The organism is Amycolatopsis sp. NPDC102522 (genome assembly GCF_055584485.1).
Genome location: NZ_JBVJLY010000019.1, coordinates 136383 through 155700, shown reverse-complemented (window position 1 = coordinate 155700; position 19318 = coordinate 136383). Strand labels below are relative to the sequence as shown.

The 19318-nt window shown below is 69.8% G+C and carries 24 protein-coding genes; 17 read left to right on the top strand and 7 right to left on the bottom strand.

Features of this window, described 5'->3' with window-relative positions:
* Positions 1-72: 72 nt before the first annotated feature.
* Positions 73-1128: a chitinase gene (locus ACZ6YV_RS33270; RefSeq protein WP_465513378.1), complete on the top strand. Its 1056-nt coding sequence runs from the start codon at positions 73-75 to the stop codon at positions 1126-1128.
* A gap of 201 nt (positions 1129-1329) precedes the next feature.
* Here ACZ6YV_RS33270 and ACZ6YV_RS33265 read toward each other — a convergent pair whose 3' ends face one another.
* Positions 1330-2094 (bottom strand): DUF3152 domain-containing protein, encoded by a 765-nt coding sequence (locus tag ACZ6YV_RS33265; protein WP_465513377.1) that lies wholly within the window; start codon positions 2092-2094, stop codon positions 1330-1332.
* 111 nt (positions 2095-2205) lie between these two features.
* Between ACZ6YV_RS33265 and ACZ6YV_RS33260 the strand changes: the two genes are divergently transcribed.
* Positions 2206-3459: a helix-turn-helix domain-containing protein gene (locus ACZ6YV_RS33260; protein ID WP_465513376.1), complete on the top strand. Its 1254-nt coding sequence runs from the start codon at positions 2206-2208 to the stop codon at positions 3457-3459.
* Positions 3456-4346 carry an aminoglycoside phosphotransferase family protein gene (locus ACZ6YV_RS33255; RefSeq protein ID WP_465513375.1) on the top strand — a complete coding sequence of 297 codons (891 nt, stop codon included), beginning with the start codon at positions 3456-3458 and terminating at the stop codon, positions 4344-4346. Before ACZ6YV_RS33260 ends, ACZ6YV_RS33255 begins: the two co-directional genes overlap by 4 nt.
* Here the strand turns inward: ACZ6YV_RS33255 and dapE are convergent.
* Complete coding sequence (dapE, locus tag ACZ6YV_RS33250) at positions 4339-5412, bottom strand: succinyl-diaminopimelate desuccinylase (RefSeq protein WP_465513374.1); 1074 nt, start codon at positions 5410-5412, stop codon at positions 4339-4341. The genes ACZ6YV_RS33255 and dapE overlap by 8 nt on opposite strands.
* Before the next feature lie 42 nt (positions 5413-5454).
* Between dapE and ACZ6YV_RS33245 the strand changes: the two genes are divergently transcribed.
* From ACZ6YV_RS33245 to ACZ6YV_RS33235, 3 genes are all read left to right on the top strand, one after another.
* Positions 5455-5850, top strand: a complete 396-nt coding sequence (locus ACZ6YV_RS33245; RefSeq protein ID WP_465513373.1) for a hypothetical protein — start codon at positions 5455-5457, stop codon at positions 5848-5850.
* Between the two features lie 28 nt (positions 5851-5878).
* A complete protein-coding gene (gene dapD, locus ACZ6YV_RS33240) occupies positions 5879-6865 on the top strand; it encodes a 2,3,4,5-tetrahydropyridine-2,6-dicarboxylate N-succinyltransferase (protein WP_465513372.1) in 987 nt (328 codons plus the stop codon).
* Between the two features lie 261 nt (positions 6866-7126).
* A complete protein-coding gene (locus tag ACZ6YV_RS33235; protein ID WP_465513371.1) occupies positions 7127-8098 on the top strand; it encodes a CHAD domain-containing protein in 972 nt (323 codons plus the stop codon).
* On the opposite strand, the gene ACZ6YV_RS33230 is transcribed toward ACZ6YV_RS33235, so the two are convergent.
* Complete coding sequence (locus ACZ6YV_RS33230; protein WP_465513370.1) at positions 8074-9477, bottom strand: FAD-dependent monooxygenase; 1404 nt, start codon at positions 9475-9477, stop codon at positions 8074-8076. The genes ACZ6YV_RS33235 and ACZ6YV_RS33230 overlap by 25 nt on opposite strands.
* Positions 9478-9556: 79 nt before the next feature.
* Between ACZ6YV_RS33230 and ACZ6YV_RS33225 the strand changes: the two genes are divergently transcribed.
* Positions 9557-10162 carry a TetR/AcrR family transcriptional regulator gene (locus ACZ6YV_RS33225; protein ID WP_465513369.1) on the top strand — a complete coding sequence of 202 codons (606 nt, stop codon included), beginning with the start codon at positions 9557-9559 and terminating at the stop codon, positions 10160-10162.
* Positions 10163-10228: 66 nt separating this feature from the next.
* Here the strand turns inward: ACZ6YV_RS33225 and dapC are convergent, their stop codons facing one another.
* The 3 genes from dapC to ACZ6YV_RS33210 all read right to left on the bottom strand — a co-directional run bounded on the left by dapC (position 10229) and on the right by ACZ6YV_RS33210 (position 11941).
* Positions 10229-11320 (bottom strand): succinyldiaminopimelate transaminase, encoded by a 1092-nt coding sequence (dapC, locus tag ACZ6YV_RS33220; RefSeq protein WP_465513368.1) that lies wholly within the window; start codon positions 11318-11320, stop codon positions 10229-10231.
* The gene (fdxA, locus tag ACZ6YV_RS33215) at positions 11317-11637 is read right to left on the bottom strand and encodes a ferredoxin (protein ID WP_005155436.1); all 321 of its coding nucleotides are present in this window, start codon (positions 11635-11637) and stop codon (positions 11317-11319) included. The genes dapC and fdxA overlap by 4 nt, the downstream gene beginning before the upstream one ends.
* 109 nt (positions 11638-11746) lie before the next feature.
* Positions 11747-11941, bottom strand: a complete 195-nt coding sequence (locus ACZ6YV_RS33210) for a hypothetical protein (protein WP_465513367.1) — start codon at positions 11939-11941, stop codon at positions 11747-11749.
* A 53-nt stretch (positions 11942-11994) separates the two neighbouring features.
* Here ACZ6YV_RS33210 and ACZ6YV_RS33205 point away from each other — a divergent pair, with 53 nt between their 5' ends.
* The 8 genes from ACZ6YV_RS33205 to ACZ6YV_RS33170 are packed head-to-tail and all read left to right on the top strand — an operon-like array spanning position 11995 to position 17179.
* Positions 11995-12729, top strand: coding sequence for a GNAT family N-acetyltransferase (locus ACZ6YV_RS33205; RefSeq protein ID WP_465513394.1), 735 nt, complete (start codon positions 11995-11997; stop codon positions 12727-12729).
* Positions 12726-13724, top strand: a complete 999-nt coding sequence (gene cofD, locus ACZ6YV_RS33200) for a 2-phospho-L-lactate transferase (RefSeq protein WP_465513366.1) — start codon at positions 12726-12728, stop codon at positions 13722-13724. The genes ACZ6YV_RS33205 and cofD overlap by 4 nt, the downstream gene beginning before the upstream one ends.
* Before the next feature lie 7 nt (positions 13725-13731).
* Positions 13732-15069: a coenzyme F420-0:L-glutamate ligase gene (locus ACZ6YV_RS33195; RefSeq protein ID WP_465513393.1), complete on the top strand. Its 1338-nt coding sequence runs from the start codon at positions 13732-13734 to the stop codon at positions 15067-15069.
* 32 nt (positions 15070-15101) lie between these two features.
* The gene (locus ACZ6YV_RS33190; protein ID WP_465513365.1) at positions 15102-15626 is read left to right on the top strand and encodes an NUDIX hydrolase; all 525 of its coding nucleotides are present in this window, start codon (positions 15102-15104) and stop codon (positions 15624-15626) included.
* Between the two features lie 28 nt (positions 15627-15654).
* Complete coding sequence (locus ACZ6YV_RS33185) at positions 15655-16344, top strand: hypothetical protein (protein WP_465513364.1); 690 nt, start codon at positions 15655-15657, stop codon at positions 16342-16344.
* 12 nt (positions 16345-16356) lie between these two features.
* Positions 16357-16707, top strand: a complete 351-nt coding sequence (locus ACZ6YV_RS33180) for a GntR family transcriptional regulator (protein WP_465513363.1) — start codon at positions 16357-16359, stop codon at positions 16705-16707.
* Positions 16708-16764: 57 nt separating this feature from the next.
* Positions 16765-16968, top strand: a complete 204-nt coding sequence (locus ACZ6YV_RS33175) for a hypothetical protein (protein ID WP_465513362.1) — start codon at positions 16765-16767, stop codon at positions 16966-16968.
* A gap of 25 nt (positions 16969-16993) precedes the next feature.
* Complete coding sequence (locus ACZ6YV_RS33170) at positions 16994-17179, top strand: hypothetical protein (RefSeq protein ID WP_465513361.1); 186 nt, start codon at positions 16994-16996, stop codon at positions 17177-17179.
* Positions 17180-17186: 7 nt separating this feature from the next.
* On the opposite strand, the gene ACZ6YV_RS33165 is transcribed toward ACZ6YV_RS33170, so the two are convergent.
* Complete coding sequence (locus ACZ6YV_RS33165; RefSeq protein ID WP_465513360.1) at positions 17187-18083, bottom strand: DNA-3-methyladenine glycosylase family protein; 897 nt, start codon at positions 18081-18083, stop codon at positions 17187-17189.
* 110 nt (positions 18084-18193) lie between these two features.
* On the opposite strand from ACZ6YV_RS33165, the gene ACZ6YV_RS33160 reads away from it, so the two are divergent.
* Together ACZ6YV_RS33160 and ACZ6YV_RS33155 are read left to right on the top strand one after the other, a co-directional pair.
* Positions 18194-18646, top strand: a complete 453-nt coding sequence (locus ACZ6YV_RS33160; RefSeq protein WP_465513359.1) for an adenylyltransferase/cytidyltransferase family protein — start codon at positions 18194-18196, stop codon at positions 18644-18646.
* 148 nt (positions 18647-18794) lie between these two features.
* Positions 18795-19292 carry a hypothetical protein gene (locus ACZ6YV_RS33155; protein WP_378240817.1) on the top strand — a complete coding sequence of 166 codons (498 nt, stop codon included), beginning with the start codon at positions 18795-18797 and terminating at the stop codon, positions 19290-19292.
* Positions 19293-19318: the final 26 nt, after the last annotated feature.

Sequence of the window (19318 nt, the reverse complement as noted above, 5' to 3'; positions counted from 1 at the left end):
CGCGACCTATGTTGAGCCGAACGGCCGCTTCCTGTTGTTCGTTCACAACCGCTTTCGAGATGGGAGCTGGGTATGTTCGGTCGCGTCTCACGGCTGCTCGCAATCACCGGCGCGGCGGTACTCGCCGTCACCACGCTGGTCGTCCTGACCCCGGCGCAAGCCTCGACGGACGCCGAGGTCTGCGCGGTCAAATCGAAGCCCGCGGGCAAGGTCCTGCAAGGCTATTGGGAGAACTGGGACGGCGCTTCGAACGGCGTCCACCCGCCGCTCGGCTGGATCCCGATCACCGACGCCCGGATCAAGAACAACGGGTACAACGTGATCAACGCGGCCTTTCCGGTCATCCTGTCCGACGGAACGGCAAAATGGGAGGATGGGATGGACGCGACTGTGAAGGTCGCGACCCCGTCCGAAATGTGTGCCGCCAAGGACGCGGGCTCGACGATCCTGATGTCCATCGGCGGTGCCACCGCGGGGATCGACCTGAACTCCGCCACCGTGGCGGACAAGTTCGTCGCGACCATCGTGCCGATCCTGAAGAAGTACAACTTCGACGGGATCGACATCGACATCGAAACCGGCCTCACCGGTGGCGGGAACATCACCACGCTTTCGGCGTCGCAGAAGAACCTCATCCGCATCATCGACGGCGTGCTCGCCGCGATGCCCTCGAACTTCGGGCTCACCATGGCGCCCGAGACCGCGTACGTCACCGGCGGCAGCGTCGTCTACGGCTCGATCTGGGGCGCGTACCTGCCGATCATCAAGAAGTACGCGGACAACGGCCGGCTGTGGTGGCTGAACATGCAGTACTACAACGGAAGCATGTACGGCTGCTCCGGCGATTCGTACCAGGCCGGGACGGTTCAGGGCTTCGTCAAGCAGACGGAGTGTCTCGACAAGGGCCTGGTGATCCAGGGCACGACGATCCGCGTTCCTTACGACAAGCAGGTTCCGGGCCTGCCCGCGCAGGCCGGCGCCGGCGGCGGTTACATGTCGCCGGGGCTGGTTTCCCAGGCGTACCGCGGCATTCCGGGGCTCAAGGGCCTGATGACCTGGTCGATCAACTGGGACGGTTCGCGGAGCTGGACGTTCGGGAACAACGTGCGGTCGCTGCAGGGCCGCTGACCGCGCGAGTCCGCACTGGGCCTCGTGAGTGGTGAGGACGGTTAGAACCAGCCTTACCACTCACGAGGTTCTACACCGCACTCCACGCCACCCTTTCGCAACACCCTGACCACAGCCACACCGTCACTACAGAGCCACCAAAGGCGCAAGTAAGCGCTCGGTCTCGTGAGTGGCAAGAGCGGTTAGAACCGTCCTAGCCACTCACGAGTCGCCGCCCGGGATCGGATCGGCGTACTCCCCCGAAGGTCCCGAGTACTGCGTCCCGTCCGGATAGGGCCACGGATTCGGGGCGCAGCCGTGCAGGCCCAGCGTCTGCTGCTGCATCACCGGCGCGAGGGCACCCGGCACGGGGCACTTCTCGTGACCGCGCCCGAGCCGGTGCCCGACCTCGTGCGTGACCATGTACTGGCGATAGACCGTCAGCGGCGCGCCATAACCGGGGACGCCGTCCGCCCAGCGCGCGACGTTGAGCACGACGCTGTTCCCGTTGCGGCACGAGGTGTAGCCGTCCGGCCTGCCGCACAGCGCGTCGCGCGTCTTCGGCGTGGCGAGGTAGAGCGTGAAGTCGAACGGGCCGTCGGCACCGACTCTCTGCAACCGCCAGCGCCCGCCGCCGGTCCAGCCGCGAGGATCGGCCAAAGTGGACTCGACCGCTTTGACGAATTCGTCCGAGCTCACGCCGGCGATGTCGGCCTCGATGGCGATGCGGTACCGCACCAGCTTTCCGGCCTGCCCGTCGACAGGGCCCTCACCGAGGGGAAAGATCCACTGGCCGGATCCCGCCTGCGGGAAGGTGATCCCGGTGGACGGCGGCGCCGGCACGGGCTTCGGCGAAGGCATCGAGAGTGCTGTCGGCGAAGCGATGACCGGTACCGGGGTCACCGCGGGAGGAGCGACCGGATGGGCTTCGCAGCCCGCGATGACCAGGGCGCAGACGGCGATGGCCAGAGCCCGGCGCACGGTCATCGATCCTTCCGGAGATCTTCGGTCACATCCGGGGATACGGCCCTGGACCGGGAGAAGTTGCGGTGCCGTGCGCACAACCTTTCGGCGCGTTCGCCCGTATCGTTCTCGGTCATGGGTGACGAGGTCGGCGGACGGTTGCGGCGGCTGCGCGCCGAACGCGGCCTCACCCAGCGCGAACTCGCCGAGCCGCACTACACCGCCGCTTACGTCTCGTCCGTCGAGACGGGGGCGCGGACACCGTCCGGTGACGCGTTGCGCCACTTCGCCGCGCGGCTCGGGGTGGACACCGGTGAGCTGCTCGGCGTGACCTCGCCCCGGGACGACGTCCGGCTCGATCTGGACATCGCGGCGGCCGCGGCGGACTTCCTCACGGGGACCGGCTCGGCTTCGAAGATGCGGCGGCTGGCGCGGCGGGCGGAAGGCATCGGACGGCGCCGTCAGGCCGGGCTCGCCTGGCTGTGGGTCGCGCGGTTCACCGAGGGCGGCACCCGGCCGCGGCTGGTGGCCGCCGCCGAAGCCGCTCTCGCCGACGACATCCCGCCGTATCGCGAACTGGCCGCCGCGCTGCGGGCGAACGTCCTGATCGGCTCTGGGGAGCCGCACCACGCGATGCACCTGCTCCGGACCGCGCTCGACGCGAGCCTCGACGACCATCCGCATCCGGTGCTCCTGCTGACCCTGCACGCGTACCTCGCCGAAGGACGGCTCCGGCTCGGCGAGACCACTCAGGCCGCGCACCACGCGGGCGAGGCGCTGCGGCTGGCTCGCGGCGGCGAGGAGATCCTGGCCGAACTCACCGGGAACCAGCGACGGCTGGCCGAGGCGTATCTCGGCGAAGGACGGGTGGCCGACGCCATCTCCGCCGTCTCGGTGCTGCACGACCTGCTCCACGAACGCGCCCTGCGCCCGGTGCTCGCCCGGTGCCTGTTCGCGCGGGCGCTGGTCCGGCGTACCGAAGACCTCGAAGGCGCTCTCGCCGACCTTCGCGCGTCACGGGCGGCCGCGCCCGATCACGCCGTCACCTTGGAACTCGCCGACGTCTGCCGTGAACTCGGCCGTCTGAACGACGCCGCCGCGCTGCTCGCCGAAGCGGTCGAAGTCATCCCTGCGGACTCGCCGCTCTCCGCGTCGCTCACGTTCCAGCAGGGCTCGCTCGCTTTGGCGCGCGGAGACCTCGAAGCGGCCGAAGCAGGCTTCGCGCACGCCATCGACGTCGCCGCTCTTCGCGATGCTCGGGGTGTGTTGGCCGCTTCGGTCGACAAAGCGGGAGAGTTGCTACGCGATCAGGGTCGTTCCGAAGAAGCCGCGGATCTGCTGCGGCGCGGACTGCTCCTGCTCGGTGCGGAGGAGGACGTTCCGAAGTGACCGAAGTGGACTTGGAAGACATCGGCGCCCGGTTGGTGGGCCGATTCGGTCCGGACGCCGAAGGGTGGCTCGCCGGGGTTCCGGCCCTCGCCGCGCGGCTGGCCGCCCGCTGGGGCTTCACGCTCGGCGAGTTGTTCGACAGCGGGGCCTCGTCCGTCGTCCTGCGCTGCCGCTGGTCAGACGGGACTCCCGCGGTGCTCAAGCTCAGCCCGAACGGGGCGCTGCTGGCCAAACAGCTCCAAATGCTGCGGGTCTTCGCGCCGACGGGCCGGGTGCCCGCCGTGCTGGCCGCCGACGCGGACGACGGCGCGATGATGCTGGAGGAGATCCAGCCCGGGACCGTGGCCGAGGACCTGCCGTCGGCGTCCTTGCCTTCGCGCTGGGGAGAGCTGCTGACCGCGCTGCACGCCGTGGCTCCGCCCGCGGACTGGCCGTGGACCCTGCGAGGCCGGTTCGAGGAGTCCTTCGACCGGATCGGCCGGAGGCTGGCCGATCCGGCCATCGGCGCCCGGATCGGCCAGGACACCTGGCAGCGGGCGATCGAGCGCTGCCAGGTGTTGCTGGACAGCCAGGACAGGGTCGTGCTGCTCCACGGCGATCTCCACCTCGGCAACGTCCTGGACGGCGGCGCGGCGCGCGGCCTGATCGCGATCGACCCGAAGGCGTGCGTGGGCGATCCGTGCTTCGACGCCGTCGACTACGTGGTGGCGGGCGCCGAGCACGAAGGCGTCGACGCCCGCTGTCGCCTCGTGGCGGACGCGTGCGGGCTCGACGTCGACAGGCTCTACGCCTGGAGCCGGGTGGTCGCGCCCATGTTCGCCATCTCGTTCCTCACCTACGGCGGTCCTGAGCGGGCGCTCGGCGAACTGCTCGCGCTGGCTAGCTGAGGAACTCGCGCAGCACCGCGGCGACCTGCCGGATCTCGCCCGCGCGCACGTTTTCCTGCCGCGTGTGCGCCAGCGTCGGGTCACCGGGACCGAAGTTCACCGCCGGAATCCCGAGAGCCGCGAAGCGCGCGACGTCGGTCCAGCCCAGCTTCGCGACCGCCTTGCCTCCGGCAGCGGCGACCAGTTCGGCCGCGGCGGGGGCGCTCAGGCCGGGCAACGCTCCTGGCGACAAGTCGACAACCTTGACGTCGTAGCCCTCGAAGACCTCGCGAAGGTGCGCTTCGGCCTCTTCCGACGAGCGGTCGGGCGCGAAGCGGTGGTTGATCGTGAGCACGGCCTCGTCCGGCACGACGTTGCCCGCGACACCGCCGCCGATCTTCGTGGCCTGCAGGCCTTCGCGGTAGGTCAGGCCGTCGATGTCGACCACCCGCGGCGTGTAGCCGTCCAGCCTGCGCAGCGGTTCGGCGAGACCGTGGATCGCGTTGACGCCCATCCAGCCGCGCGCGGTGTGCGCCCGGACGCCTTCGACGCGGATCTCGATCCGCATCGTGCCCTGGCACCCGCCCTCGATCCCGCCGTTCGAAGGCTCGCCGAGGATCGCGAGATCGGCCTGCAGCCACTCGGGCAGCTCGCGCTCGATACGGCCGAGGCCGTTCTTCGTCGCTTCGATCTCTTCGCAGTCGTAGAACACGAAGGTGATGTCGTGCCTCGGCTCGCGGAGAGCGGCGGCGAGGTGCAGGAAGACGGCGTCGCCGCTCTTCATGTCGACGGTGCCGAGGCCGTGCAGGATCTCGTCGTCACCGGTCCCCTCACGGCGTACGGGCATGTTCTCGTTCACCGGAACGGTGTCGAGATGCCCCGCCAGCAGCACCCGCGAGGGACGGCCGAGGTTCGTCCGGGCGAGGACCGCGTCGCCGTTGCGGATCACCTCGAGATGCGGGGCCTGCGTCTCCAGCGCCGCTTGGACGACGTCCGCGATGACCTTCTCCTCTTCCGAGACGCTGAAGATGTCCACCAGCGCGGCGGTGAGGTCGACGGGGTCGGCGTGCAGATCGAGCGAAGGCATGCCCGCACCGTACCGGCGTGGCCTCGGGGCTACCGTGAAGGCGTGCGCACCAAAGCGATCCTGCTCGCCCTACTCCTGGTACTCAGCGGCTGCGGAGCGAACGAGGTCCCGGTCACGGTGAAACCCACGCGCAGCGAGGGGCCGGACGTGCTGCCGATCAAGCTCAAGGCGCTGAGCACAGACCAGTGCTATCTGGCGCCGGGGACCGAATCCCCCAAGGGCTGCCAGAAGTACGTCACCGAACTCTCCAGCGCCGCGGGCAGCGTCCGCAAGCGCCGCCCGGACCTGGTGCCGAACGCCGAAGCGCTCGACCGCCCGATCTCCGTCTTCCGCACCACGAACTGTCAGGACCAGGACGCTCCGGGCGGCCCGTGCAGCCAGGCGCTCATCGACATGTCGGCCGCGCTGACCAGCGTGAAGAGCCTCGTCGGCGGCTGACGCGGATCACTGGGTTACCGTTCAGGGCGTGAGCGAGCAGACCCCTGATCCCGAAACGACCGGCGCCACCGGCGTCGGCCTGGCCACCGTCACGACCGATGGCACGGTGCTGGACACCTGGTTCCCGCTGCCCAAGCTGACCGACGGCGCCGGCAGCGAGCCCGGCACGGTGCGGCTGACCGCCGAAGAGGCCTCCGAGGCCCTCGGTGAGGCCGCCGCGGCCCAGCTCGGCCCGGACACCGATCGCGGTGTCGAGGTCGTCGCGGTCCGCACGACCATCGCCCGCCTCGCCGACGCCCCCGGTGACACGCACGACGTCTACCTGCGCCTCCACCTGCTGTCGCACCGTCTGGTCCGGCCGCACGGCGCGAGCCTGGACGGCGTCTTCGGCCTGCTGGCGAACGTCGTGTGGACCAACCACGGGCCGTGCCCCGTCGAGGGCTTCGAGGCGACCCGGCTGCGGCTGCGGGCGCGCGGCAACGTCACCGTCTACAGCGTGGACAAGTTCCCGCGCATGGTGGACTACGTCGTGCCCACCGGCGTCCGGATCGCCGACGCCGACCGCGCCCGCCTCGGCGCGCACCTGGCCAACGGCACCACCGTCATGCACGAGGGCTTCGTCAACTTCAACGCCGGCACGCTCGGCGCCTCGATGGTCGAGGGCCGGATCTCGGCCGGTGTCGTGGTCGGCGACGGCTCCGACGTCGGCGGCGGCGCGTCGATCATGGGCACGCTGTCCGGTGGCGGCAAGGAGACCATCTCGATCGGCGAGCGCTGCCTGATCGGCGCGAACGGCGGCGTCGGCATCTCGCTCGGCGACGACTCGGTCGTCGAAGCGGGCCTCTACGTCACGGCCGGCACGAAGGTGACCTTCGAGGGCAAGGTCGTGAAGGCGCTGGAGCTGTCCGGCGTCTCGGGCGCGGTGTTCCGGCGGAACTCCGGGACCGGCGCCGTCGAGGTCGTCGCGCGCACCGGCGTCGGCATCGAGCTGAACGCGGCCCTGCACGCCAACTGACCTGCGAAAAGAGAGCAGGGGACCTTTGGTATCGCCCGGGGTCGCGGCTCGCCTCCAGGCGCGCGAGCCTGGGACACACGTGCGATGAACGGCCCGTTACTTGCAAATTTTGCAAGTAACGGGCCGTTCATGGCGTCGGCACACTGTCGAAGAAGAGAGCAAGGGACCTTTGCTGTCACTCTCCCCCGGAGAGCGATAGCAAAGGTCCCTTGCTTCTCTCACGGTCTGGACCACCTTGCCGGTTCACCTAGAATTCATCTTGTGACAGCCGAGACCCTGCCGCATGAGAACGTCCCTTCGACCACTCCGGCCGCGCTCGGGCTCGGCGACCGCCCCGCGAAAGCCGGGCCGGACGATCCGGCGGCCACCCACGTCCGGGTCAAACTCGACGTCGAGATCCGCGCGCTCCTCGCGCACGAACCGGGCACCAAATCCGGCGCCGACCCCGAGGATCTGCATCAGATGCGGGTCGCGCTGCGCCGGATGCGGAGCGTCCTCAAGCTCTCGGGCCGCCTCGTCGGTCCCGGCGCCGAGCCGGTGCGCGCCGAACTCGGCTGGCTCGGGCAGTCCCTCGGCGACGTCCGCGACTTCGACGTCCTGATCGGGCATCTCCGCGAGGTCGTCGCCGAGTTCGAGGTGCGCGACCAGCCCGCCGCGCGCCGTCTGGTCTCGAAGTTCGTCACCGAACGCGGTGTCGCGAAGCGGCGGCTCACCCGCGCTCTCGCCAGCCCCCGGTACGCCTCGATGCTGCAGGACATCGGCCGTCTAGCCCGGCAGCCCGCCGCCGAGGAGCCCGCCTCCGGGAATTCCCAGACCTCGGCGGACCTCGTCGCCGGGCTGACGAAGCCGCATCGAAAGCTCGCGAAGGCGGTGAGGGCGCTTCCCTCCGATCCCCCGGATGACGACCTTCACGCGCTTCGCATCTACGGCAAGAAGCTCCGCTACGCCGCCGAGATGGCCAAGCCCGCCGCGAAGAAGAAGCAGGCGGAGCGGATCCAGCGGCTGATCAAGGCCACGAAGAACCTTCAGACCATCCTCGGGGACCATCAGGACGCCTGCGTCGCCGCCGATCGCATGCGGAGCGTCGTAGCCTCTGTCGACTCCGAAGTCGCCTTCATCGCGGGCCGGGTCGCGGAGAAGGAACTGTTGCGCCGCGCGCAGGTCCGCGCCGTGTGGCGCGACGTCTGGGCGGAGGTCGATGCGGCCGCCTACGCGGTGAGCCCGCGAATGTAGCCGTCCGGGCGGATCGACACCTGCCGCCCGTTCTCGGCTTCGTAGGCGGCGAAGGCGTGCCCGCCGACGTCTTCGAAGTCCACATCGGACAGTGCGCTGCCCGCGGGCAGGATCCGCCGTGCGCCTTCGGGCGCCGGACCGTCGCCGAACACCAGCATCGTCGCCTGCGGGCCGCGCAGCAGCTCGAACAGCCGGACGGACTTGCCGTTCGCGTCCTTGAGCGGCGCGTCCGGGGCGCGGTCGCCGGGCCGGATCCGGCCGGTCGCCGCGGGCGCGAGCGGGCCGCCGCGGTAGCCGATGTCGAGCTGGCGCGTGTTCTCGCCGCGCTCGTGCGCGTCGTCCGCGCCTTCCTTGTACTTTTCGAGGATCTCCGTGCTGATCTTCAGCACCCGCGCGGCGACCCCGCGACGCTCGGGCTCGTAGCTGTCGAGCAGCTCCGGTGAGCCGTCGGCGAGCTTCCAGCCCAGGTTGTACCCGTCCTGGACGCCGGTGTTGAGCCCCTGCCCACCGGTCGGCGGGTGGGCGTGCGCCGCGTCGCCGGCGAGGAACACGCGGCCGTCCCGGAACCGCTCGGCGAGCCGGATGTTGGGCCGCCACACCGTCGACCAGGTGAGATCGTGCAGCCGGACCCCGCCGCCGGACAGCTCGTCGAGCCGGGACTGCAGGGTGTCCAGTGACGCCTCGACCTGCTCCTCGCCCAGCGGCGCGCCGAACTGGAAGTGCGGCACCCCGGGCAGTGGCGTGAGCACGATCCCCGTCATGGGGTCTTCGGGCTTCGCGAACCAGTGCCCGTACTCGCGATCGAGCCCCTCGGCCTGGACGTCGCCCAGCAGCATGCGGATCGATTCGTCGGTGGTGCCCTCGAACGCGATCCTGAGCGCCTTGCGCACGAAGCTCTTCCCGCCGTCGGCGCCGACGAGGTAGTCGACCCGGATCCGCTCGCCCGGCAGCTCGGCCGTCACGCCGTCGGCGTCCTGCTCGAAGCCGAGAAGCGGGGTGCCGAGCTCGACCTGGACGCCGAACTCGGCGAGCCTGTCGCGCAGGATCCCCTCGGTCCGCGACTGGCCCAGGAAGAAGCCGTTCGGGTAGGGCACGTCCGGCGTCGGTTCGGCGATCTCGGCCATCATCCGCTCGCCGACGACCTCGCCGCCCAGGTGGATCTTCATCGGCACCGGCTGCTGCCCGGCGGCCAGCACCGCGTCCAGCACGCCGAGGTCCTCGAAGACCTCCAGCGTGCGCGGCTGCAGGCCGTCGCCGCGCGAGCCCTCGAAGAACGTCGCGGCCTTCTCCACGATCCGCACGGCGACGCCGCGGCGCGCCAGGTCGATGGCCAGCGTGAGCCCGGTCGGCCCGGCTCCCGCGATCAGTACGTCGGTCATCTCTCCTCCAGTGAATTATGATTCAGTGAATCTATATTCACTATGATCGTTGCTAGCCTTCCGTGTCAAGGAGGTGCCGATGACGGCGACGAGCCGCAAGGAGAAGGCGGCGGAGACCGAAGCCGCGCTCAAGGACGCGGCGAAGCGCGTTTTCGCGGCGAAGGGATACCTGAACACCAAGATCACCGACATCACGGCCGAGGCCGGACGCGCGGCGGGATCGTTCTACAACCACTTCGCGGGCAAGGAAGAACTGCTCGAAGCGCTCCTCGCGGACCTCGCGGCGGCGAGTGACGTCAACGCGACCTCGCCGGAGCACAAAGCCGACTTCACCGACCCGGACGCGGTGCGCTGGCACGTCCGCGAGTACTGGAACTTCCATCGCGACAACGCCGCGACGATGCTGGCGCTGCGCCAGGCCGCGATGGTGAGCGACGACTTCGCGCGCACGTTCGCGCGGTTCGGCGCCGATCAGGCGGCGGACCTCCTCGACCACCTCGGGTACGTCACCGCGGCAGGGATGGAACTTCCCGCCTCGGAACGCCTTTCATTGGCGATGATGACCGAACTCGTCAACGGCTTCGCGCACACCTGGCTGCTGGACCAGTCCGTCTCCGAGGAAGAGGCCATCGACGCCCTGACGCGGTTCATCTACCGGGGCTTCACCGGCCGCGACGTGAGCTAGAAGTACATGAAGGCCCCCTTGCTTGCGCCTAGCGCAAGGAAGGGGGCCTTCATGTACTTCAGCTGATCAGGAAGCGAGGCGCTCCACCGCGGCGTCGATCCGTTCGTCCGTCGCCGTCAGGGCGATCCGCACGTGACGGTCACCCGTCGGCCCGTAGAACGTGCCCGGCGCGGCGAGGATGCCGCGCTCGGCGAGCCAGTCGACGGTGTCCAGCGCGGACTCCCCGCGCGTGGACCAGAGGTACAGGCCTGCCTCGGAATGCGAGATCTCGAAACCGCTGTCCAGCAACGCCTTCCGCAGCACCAGCCGGCGGCGCGCGTAGCGTTCCCGTTGCACGACAAGGGCTTCGTCGTCCTTCAGTGCGGCGACCATGGCCTCCTGCACCGGCCGCGGCACGATCAGCCCGGAATGTTTGCGGATCTCCAGCAGCCCTGCGACGAGCTTCGGGTCACCGGTGACGAAGCCGGCGCGGTAGCTGGCGAGATTCGCGGACTTCGACAGCGAGTGGACGGCCAGCAGACCGTCGAGGGACCCGCCGTGCACCGACGGGTGCAGGATCGACACGGGCTCGCTTTCCCAGCCCAGCGCCAGGTAGCACTCGTCGGAGACCACGACGACGTCGCGTTCCCGCGCCCAGTCGACGACCTTGCGCAGGTGGTCGGCACCGAGCACGCGTCCGGTCGGGTTGGACGGCGAGTTCAGCCACAGCATCGCGGGCTTCTGCGGGCCGAGCGCGAAAGTGCTGTCCGCGCGCAGCAGCGAAGCACCCGCCAGCAGCACGCCGACCTCGTAGGTCGGGTACGCCACCTCGGGGATGACGACGAGGTCGCCGGGACCGAATCCCAGCTGTCGCGGCAGCGAGGCGACCAGTTCCTTCGAACCGATCGTCGGCAGCACGGCCGCTTCGGGAACGCCTTCGATGCCGTGCCGCCGCGAAAGGGCTTCGATCGCGGCGGCCCGCAGCTCGGGGATCCCGTGCGTGGTCGGATACCCCGGGATCTCCGACACGGACGCGAGCGCCGCGCGGATGCTCTCGGGGACCGGGTCCACCGGCGTGCCGATCGACAGGTCGACGATGCCGCCGGGGTGCGCCTGGGCTTTCGCCTTGGCTCCGGCGAGGGAGTCCCAGGGGAAATCAGGAAGAGCGACCCGGCTCATTCGCCCTGCGGGGGAAGAGCCTTGATGAAGGCGGGGTCGTGGCTGGTCTTGCCGACCTTGGAGGCGCCACCGGGCGAGCCGAGTTCGTCGAAGAAGTCGACGTTGGCCTTGGTGTACGGGTTCCACTCGTCGGGGACGTCGTCCTCGTAGTAGATCGCCTCGACGGGGCAGACCGGCTCACAGGCACCGCAGTCCACGCATTCGTCCGGGTGGATGTACAGCATGCGGTCACCCTCGTAGATGCAATCCACGGGGCACTCGTCGATACAGGCCTTGTCGAGCACATCGACGCAGGGCTCGGCGATCACGTAGGTCACTGCGTACTCCTGCTTATCTCTGCTTCACCAGTCTGCAACGGACATTACGCGCCCACGGGCGCGACAGGCCCGCTTAGGCCACCCTTATCCGTACTCCGGGTATGGGCTTTCAGCGGTCCTTCCGGCGAGGCGGCGGAGTGGCCCTGCTGTCCCCGGTGATGACGAACTTCGGCGCGGCGGGCTTCGCCGCTTCCGTTTCCTTCTCTTCGACGACCTTTTCCGCGCCCAATGCCCGGTTGAAGCCGTCAGAGATTTCGCGGACGAGGTCTTCGTTGTGCCTGTCGTCCTTGCGCGCGATGCTCATCGGGGTCCCTCCACTGCCTTCCTTGGCACAATCTAACCGTGAACAGTGCGGAAATGCTCGAGCTCACCTGTAGCCAGGCCTGGACGCCTCTGCTGGAGCGCCGGATCGGCGACTGGAGACTGCGCTGGGCGGACGGGTTCACCGCCCGCGCCAACAGCGCGCTGGCGATCGGTGACCCGGGAAAACCGCTGCCAGACGCCCTGCGGGCGGTCTGTGACTTCGCCCACCATCATGCCATCCCGCCGGTCGTTCAGGTGATCCAGAACACGTCCGCGGAGGACGCGATCGCCGCCTCCGGCTGGGTCCAGTATGTGGAACACAAGCCCGCGCACGAGGTTTCGGTGCTGACCGGGCCGCTCTCACACGGGACCTCGGCGGGAGCGGTGATTCTCGACGAACCGACGTCCGGATGGTGGGAAATGACGACGGGCAGCGCGGAGCCGGCGGAGGCGCCACGGCATGTCCTCAGCACCGGCAAGGTCGGCTTCGGGGTCGTGGAACTCGACGGCGTCACGGCCGGGGCGGTGCGCGGCGTGATCGTCGGCGAGTGGCTGCACATCGGCAGGCTGGAGGTCCGGGCGGAGTTCCGGCGGCGGGGGCTGGCCCGCGGCTTGATGAACGCGGCGGGCGGCTGGGCGGCCGCCCAGGGCGCCACGGGGGTCGTGCTGCAGGTCGCCGTGGCGAACTCCGGCGCGCTGAAGCTGTACGAGAACCTGGGCTGTACGGAGCACCACAGGTACCGCTACTGGGCCCCGGGTCCCGGCGCGTGCGAGGATCGCCCGTCGTGAAGGTCGTCATTTTGGTCGGCGGAGTGGGCGGAGCCCGCTTCCTGCTGGGGGTCAAGCAAGCACTGGGTCTGCCCGCGATCGGTTCCGCGCCGGAATCGCCGCACGAGGTGACCGCGCTGGTGAACACCGGGGACGACGTGTGGATGCACGGTCTGCGCATCTGCCCGGACCTGGACACCTGCATGTACACCCTCGGCGGGGGGATCGACAAAGAGCGCGGATGGGGTCACTCCGGCGAGACCTGGACGGTCAAGGAGGAACTCGCTGAGTACGGCGCCGAGCCGACTTGGTTCGGTTTGGGCGACAAGGACATCGCGACGCATCTGATCCGTTCGCGGATGCTGCGCGCGGGTTATCCGCTCTCGCAGGTCACCGAGGCGCTGTGCGAACGCTGGCAGCCGGGGGTGCGCCTGCTGCCGATGTCGGACGACCGGGTCGAAACGCATGTCGTGATCGACGATCCGGAAGAGCCGGACCAGCGCAAGGCGATCCACTTCCAGGAGTGGTGGGTGCGCTACCGCGCCGAGCCGAAGGCGCATTCGATCGTCGCCGTCGGCGCCGACGAGGCCAAGCCGGCGCCGGGCGTGCTCGAAGCGATCGCGGGCGCCGACATCGTGCTGTTCGCGCCGTCCAATCCGGTGGTCTCGGTGGGCACCACCCTCGGTGTCCCGGGAATCCGCGACGCGCTGCGGAAGACGCGCGCCAAGGTCGTCGGTGTCTCGCCGATCATCGGCGGGAAGGCGTTGCGCGGCATGGCCGACGCGTGCCTGAGCGCGATCGGTGTCGAGACCTCGGCCGAAGCCGTCGGACGGCACTACGGCTCCCGCAAGGAGTCCCCGGAGGGCGTGCTCGACGGCTGGCTGGTCTCCGAGGGCGAGACCGTCGACGTGCCGGGTGTCGCCGTCCGCGACGTCCCCCTGCTGATGTCCGATGTGGACGCGACCGCGGCGATGGTGCTCGCGGCTTTCGATTTGGCCGGAGTTTCCCTTGCCTGAAGCAAAACTGCCTGACCACGCTTCCGCGAAGATCGAGATCCTGCCGGTCGACGGGCTCCCGGAGTTCCGCCCCGGCGACGACCTGACCGGCGCGATCGTCACGGCGGCCCCGTGGCTGCGCTCGGGTGACGTCCTGGTCGTGACGAGCAAGATCGTCTCCAAGGCCGAGGGCATGCTCATCCGCGTCCCGGCCGATCCCGAAGAGCGCGACGCCGCCCGGCGCAAGCTCGTCGAGGACGAGTCCGTCCGCGTGATCGCGCGGATCAACCGGACGGTGATCACCGAGAACAAGCAGGGCATCGTGCAGGCCGCGTCCGGCGTGGACGCGTCGAACGTGGCCTCCGGCGAGGTCGCGCTGCTGCCGACCGACCCGGACGCCTCCGCGCTCGCGCTGCGGAACGGGCTGCGCGAGCGGATGGGCGTCGAGGTCGCTGTCGTGGTCACCGACACCATGGGCCGCGCGTGGCGGGTCGGGCAGACCGACGCCGCGATCGGCGCGTCCGGCCTGCGGGTGCTGCATTCGTACGCGGGCGAGATCGACAGCCAGGGCAACGAACTCGCGGTCACCGAGGTGGCGATCGCCGACGAACTCGCCGCCGCGGCGGATCTGGTCAAGGGCAAGCTCGGCGGGACGCCGGCCGCCGTGGTGCGCGGCCTGCGGCTGACCGATGACGGTTCGACGGCCCGCAAACTGCTCCGGCCGATCGAGGAGGACCTGTTCCGCCTCGGTACCAACGAAGCGCTCGCGCAGGGCCGCCGGGAAGCGGTGCTCGCGCGGCGTTCGATCCGGTCGTTCACCGACGAGCCGGTCGATCCCGAGGTGCTACGCCGCGCGGTCGGGACAGCGCTGACAGCGCCCGCGCCGCACCACACGAAGCCGGTCCGGTTCGTGTGGCTGCGTGAGGAAGGCTTGCGCCACAAGCTTCTCGACGCGATGAAGGCGTCGTGGCAGGCCGATCTCGAAGGCGACGACTTCACCGCCGAGCAGGTCGCGAAACGCCTCAGCCGCGGCGACATCCTGTACAACGCGCCCGAAGTCGTGGTGCCGTTCCTCGTCGCCGAGGGCGCGCACACCTACCGCGACGACCGGCGAAACGCTTGTGAGCACACGATGTTCACCGTCGCCGGCGGTGCGGCCGTGCAGGGCCTGCTGGTCGCGCTCGCCGCCGAAGACCTCGGCTCGTGCTGGATCGGGTCGACCATCTTCGCCGCGGATCTCGTGCGCGAGGTCCTCGGCCTCGACGCGCGCTGGGAGCCGCTCGGCGCGGTCGCGATCGGACATCCCGCCGCCCTGCCGCCCGCACGCGGTCCCGTCGAGCCCGGTGAAGGACTTCTCGAACTGTGACCCTGCATGCTGCGACCCTGCACGATGACGTTGTGTCCACTTTGACCGGTTGGCGACCGGTGGGCGCCGCTCAGGAATCCTTGCGCCAGGCCTATCTCGGCTTCCTCGCCGCCCGCGACGACGTCTGCCGTCGCGAATGTGCGGCCGGGCACATCACCGCGTCGGCCGTCCTTCTCGACGCCGACGCGGAAAACGTGGTGCTCACCCTGCATCCGCGGGTCGGCCGCTGGCTGCAGCTCGGCGGGCACTGCGAACCGGGCGACGCGACGCTCGCGGACGCCGCCCTTCGCGAGGCACGCGAGGAATCCGGCATCGAGGACCTGGTGATCGATCCGGCTCCGGTGCATCTCGACGTCCACCCGATCACCTGCTCGCTCGGCGTGCCGACCCGGCATTTCGACGTGCGTTTCGTGGTGCGCGCACCCCGGGGCGCACAACCGGTCCAAAGCGACGAATCGGACGATCTTCAATGGTGGCCGGTGAATTCCCTGCCGAAAGGGTCGGAAGATCTCGCGGAACTGGTGGAAGCCGCACTCGCCGCGGCGTCGGGCGGTTAGGGTGTCGCCTGACGTTTAAGGGGGAATGATGTTGACGACGCTGACGCCATACCTGGACCGGGTCCGGGTCCACAGCAGCGGTGACGGTGACGGCGCCGGCTGGGTCCTGCTGATCCTGGCGATCATCATTATCATCATCGTGATCGTGGTGATCATCGTGAAGGTCAACCAGGCGAAGAAGCCGCCGATGTCCTTCCCGCAGAACCCGAACTTCGGCGGTGGCGGCCCGGCTCCGGGCTTCCCGCCGCCTCCCCCGCCCGCCGGTGGCCCCGCCCCGCAGGGCAACTGGCAGCAGCAGCCCGGTTTCCCGCCGCCGCCCGCGCCCGGTTACGGCCAGGCGCCCGGCTTCCCGCCGCCTCCGGCTCCCGCCCAGGCGGGTTTCGCGCCGCAGCCCGGCGCCCCGGTGGGTTTCGCGCCGCCGCCCGGCGCCCCGGTGCCCAACCCGTTCGCGTCGCAGCCGCCGATGCCCCAGCCTTCGATGTCCCAGCCCGGTTTCCCGCCGCCTCCCCCGCAGGCCGGGCCGCCGATCGACGCCAGTGCCGACCGCACGCAGGTCGTTTCCCCGCAGCAGCGGGCGGACGCCGGCGCCGACCGCACCCAGGTCGTCTCGCCCGCGGGTGGCGGTGACCGGACGCAGGTGGTGCCCGGTGGCTCGGGTGACGCCACCCAGGTCGTCCCCGGCGGCGACCGCACCCAGGTGATCCCGCCCCGCCAGTAGAGAGTCAACCGCATGGTCCGAGTCGACCCGAACTCCTCGATCCCACCCTTCGAGCAGGTCCGCACCGCCTACGCGGCACAGATCAACGACGGCACGCTGCCCGTCGGGGCGAAACTCCCGACCGTGCGGAAACTCGCCGAAGACCTCGGCATCGCCCCGAACACGGCCGCGAAGGCCTACCGCGAGCTAGAGGAAGCGGGCCTGATCGAGACCCGCGGGCGGGCGGGGACGTTCGTCAGCGCCGTCGGGGACGAGACCCGCGAACGGGCGCGGCAGGCGGCCGCCGACTACGCCGCGCTGACCAGGAAACTGGGGCTCGGCAAGGACGAGGCCAAGGCGATCATCGACGCGGCGCTGGGCTGATCTACCCTCCGCTGGGACGAACGAAGGGGGTCTACCGTTATCGGAATCATTCAGCTGGTGGTCATCCTGGCGGTGCTCGTGGGCGTCGGGTTCGGGATCTACTTCCTGATCAAGACGCTCAACAAACCGAAGCCGCCGTACCCGCCCCAGTACCCTCAGCAGCCGTATCCGCCGCAGTACCCGCAGGGTGGTCCCCAAGGGCCGTACCCGCCGCAGCAGTACCCCGGCCGGCCTCCGCAGCAGCCGCCGCCGGGCTGGTGACGGGGCTTCCGGCTACTCTCGGGGCATGGTCTTCCTTTTGGTATTCGTGGTCGGTTTCCTGGTCCTGGCCGGGATCGGGGTCGGCGTCTTCTTCCTGGTGAAGTCGAACACCAAGCAGCCGCCCGCGCTGCCCCACCACCAGTACTCGCAGCAGCCGCCGCAGTACCCGAGCCAGCAGCAGACCTACCCGCCGCAGGGCTGGGGCAGCTGATCCGCGATCACATCGCGCGGTAGTCGCGGAGCTCGATCTTCGGCCCGAACCTCGGGCGGCGGAATCCGGCCGTCGACAGATATCGCACCGCGCGCTGCCGCTGCGGCGAATACGGCGCCAGCACCTCGGACATCCCGGCGTCGTCGAGTTTCGTGCCGACGAGCGCGTGCCCGACCATCGACGGGATGTTGTAGTCGCCGAAGCTCACCGCGTCCGGGTCGCCCCAGGCGCGCTGCGCGATCTCCGCCGCGGTCCACACCCCGATGCCGGGCACCTTCCGCAGCAAGGCCCGGCCTTCGACACCCTTCAGTTCGACGGCTTTCTCCAGCCGGGACGCGACGCGGGCCGCGGTGATCAGCGTCGTCCGCCGTTTCAGGTCCACTCCGGCGCGATGCCATTTCCAGTCCACAATGGATCGGATGGCGACCGGCGTCGGCGGCACGCGCAGCCGTGACGGGCCCGGCCCCGGCGCCTGTTCCCCGAACCCGCGGCACAGTTCGCTCCACGACCGCAGCGCCTCCGAGCTGGTCACCTTCTGTTCCAGCACGGCGAGCACCAGCGCGTCCCACACCCGGCCGGTCGAGCCGAGGCGCAATCCCGGATTCAGGCGCCGCGCCGACGCGATGACGTCGTGGTGCGCGACGAACTCGGAGTCGTCGTCGTGCGCGCCCAGCATCGCCGGGACGCCGTCGAGCAGCCTGTCCGCGCCGGGGCCCCAGGCCTCCGCCTCGACCTCGCCGTCCGCGCGCCGCAGCAACGCGAGCGTGCCCGCGCCGTCCTCGGTGTTCGCGGCCAGCCAGGTGACCCCGCCCTCGGTGCGGACGACGTTGGGCGAGCGCGACCCACGACTCAACGGACCCAGTACCGTGTCCAGGTCGAGCTCGAAGCCGGGGCGGAATCGCACACACGGAAACTACCCGGCACTCGGCTAGGGTTACGCGGGCCGCCCGGCGCACGGTGCCGCCGACGCTAAGCTGATGCGCCTCAACCGTAAGCCGACGGAGGACACCGACGATGACATCGCGACCGGCGAAGGCCTCGATCGTCAGTGGGTACTTCAACCCGCTCCACCAGGGCCATCTCGACCTGTTCGAGTCCGCGCAGGCCAGGTCCGGTTACCTGATCGTCATCGTCAACAACGATCACCAGCAGGTCCTCAAGAAGGGCAGGGTGATCCAGGTCGAGGACGTCCGCGCCCGGATCGTCCGCGCGCTGCGCATCGTCGACGACGTGTACGTCGCCGTCGAGCAGGGGCCGGGCATCAACGAGTCGTTCGACCTGATCCGCGCGGCGTACCCGGACACGGAACTCGAGTTCTGCAACGGCGGGGACCGGCGCAACGTCGACGAGCTCCCGGCCGACGAGGTCGAGGCGGGCGCCCGCAACAAGATTTCGATGATCTACGGCATCGGCGGCACGGACAAGGCCGATTCCAGTACCCGGATCCTGTCGGACATGGAAGCCTGAGTTCCTTCGGGCCGGCCACGGGCTCGCCAACTTTGTCGGAAGACGTTTGCGGGTCTGCTGACGGCGGCCGCTCCTAGGGCCTACCCTAGACACCACACAGTCGGCCCTGAACCCAGAGGGCCCCAGGTCAGTCGGGAGGCCTAGGGGAATGGACCCCCGTGCTCGGGCGGACGCCCTGCTCGCACGCGCCAGCGCGCGTGGAGCCTTCGTCGTGACACCGGACAACGCGACGTCTCCGATGGACTCCGCGAACACCCAGCAGATCCCCCGATCGGTGGTCGCCGAGATCGACCGGTCATCGGACCCGGACACGACCACCCAGCTACCGGCTTCGCTGATCGCGGAGAACGACCATCCGCTGGCCGGACCCGAACCGACGACGAGGCTGGACCTGCCGCCGGTGCGCGGCGAAGGCTCGACACAGCCGCAGCCGTACCCTCGCCGTCCCGGCACCCAGCCGACCAGGCCCCTGCCGCACGCGACGACCCCGCTCACCCGGCGGCCGCCCGCCGCGCCGGTGCAGAGTCCCCTGATCGAGCAGCCGGAGCCGGAGACCGCCGAGAACGAGATCGGCGGCCTGGTCCCGACGGTGAAGCAGAACCCTTCGGGGCGTTCGAACCTCTCGCGCCGTCTGGACGGCATCTAGCCTTACGCGCATGTCATGAAAGGGTC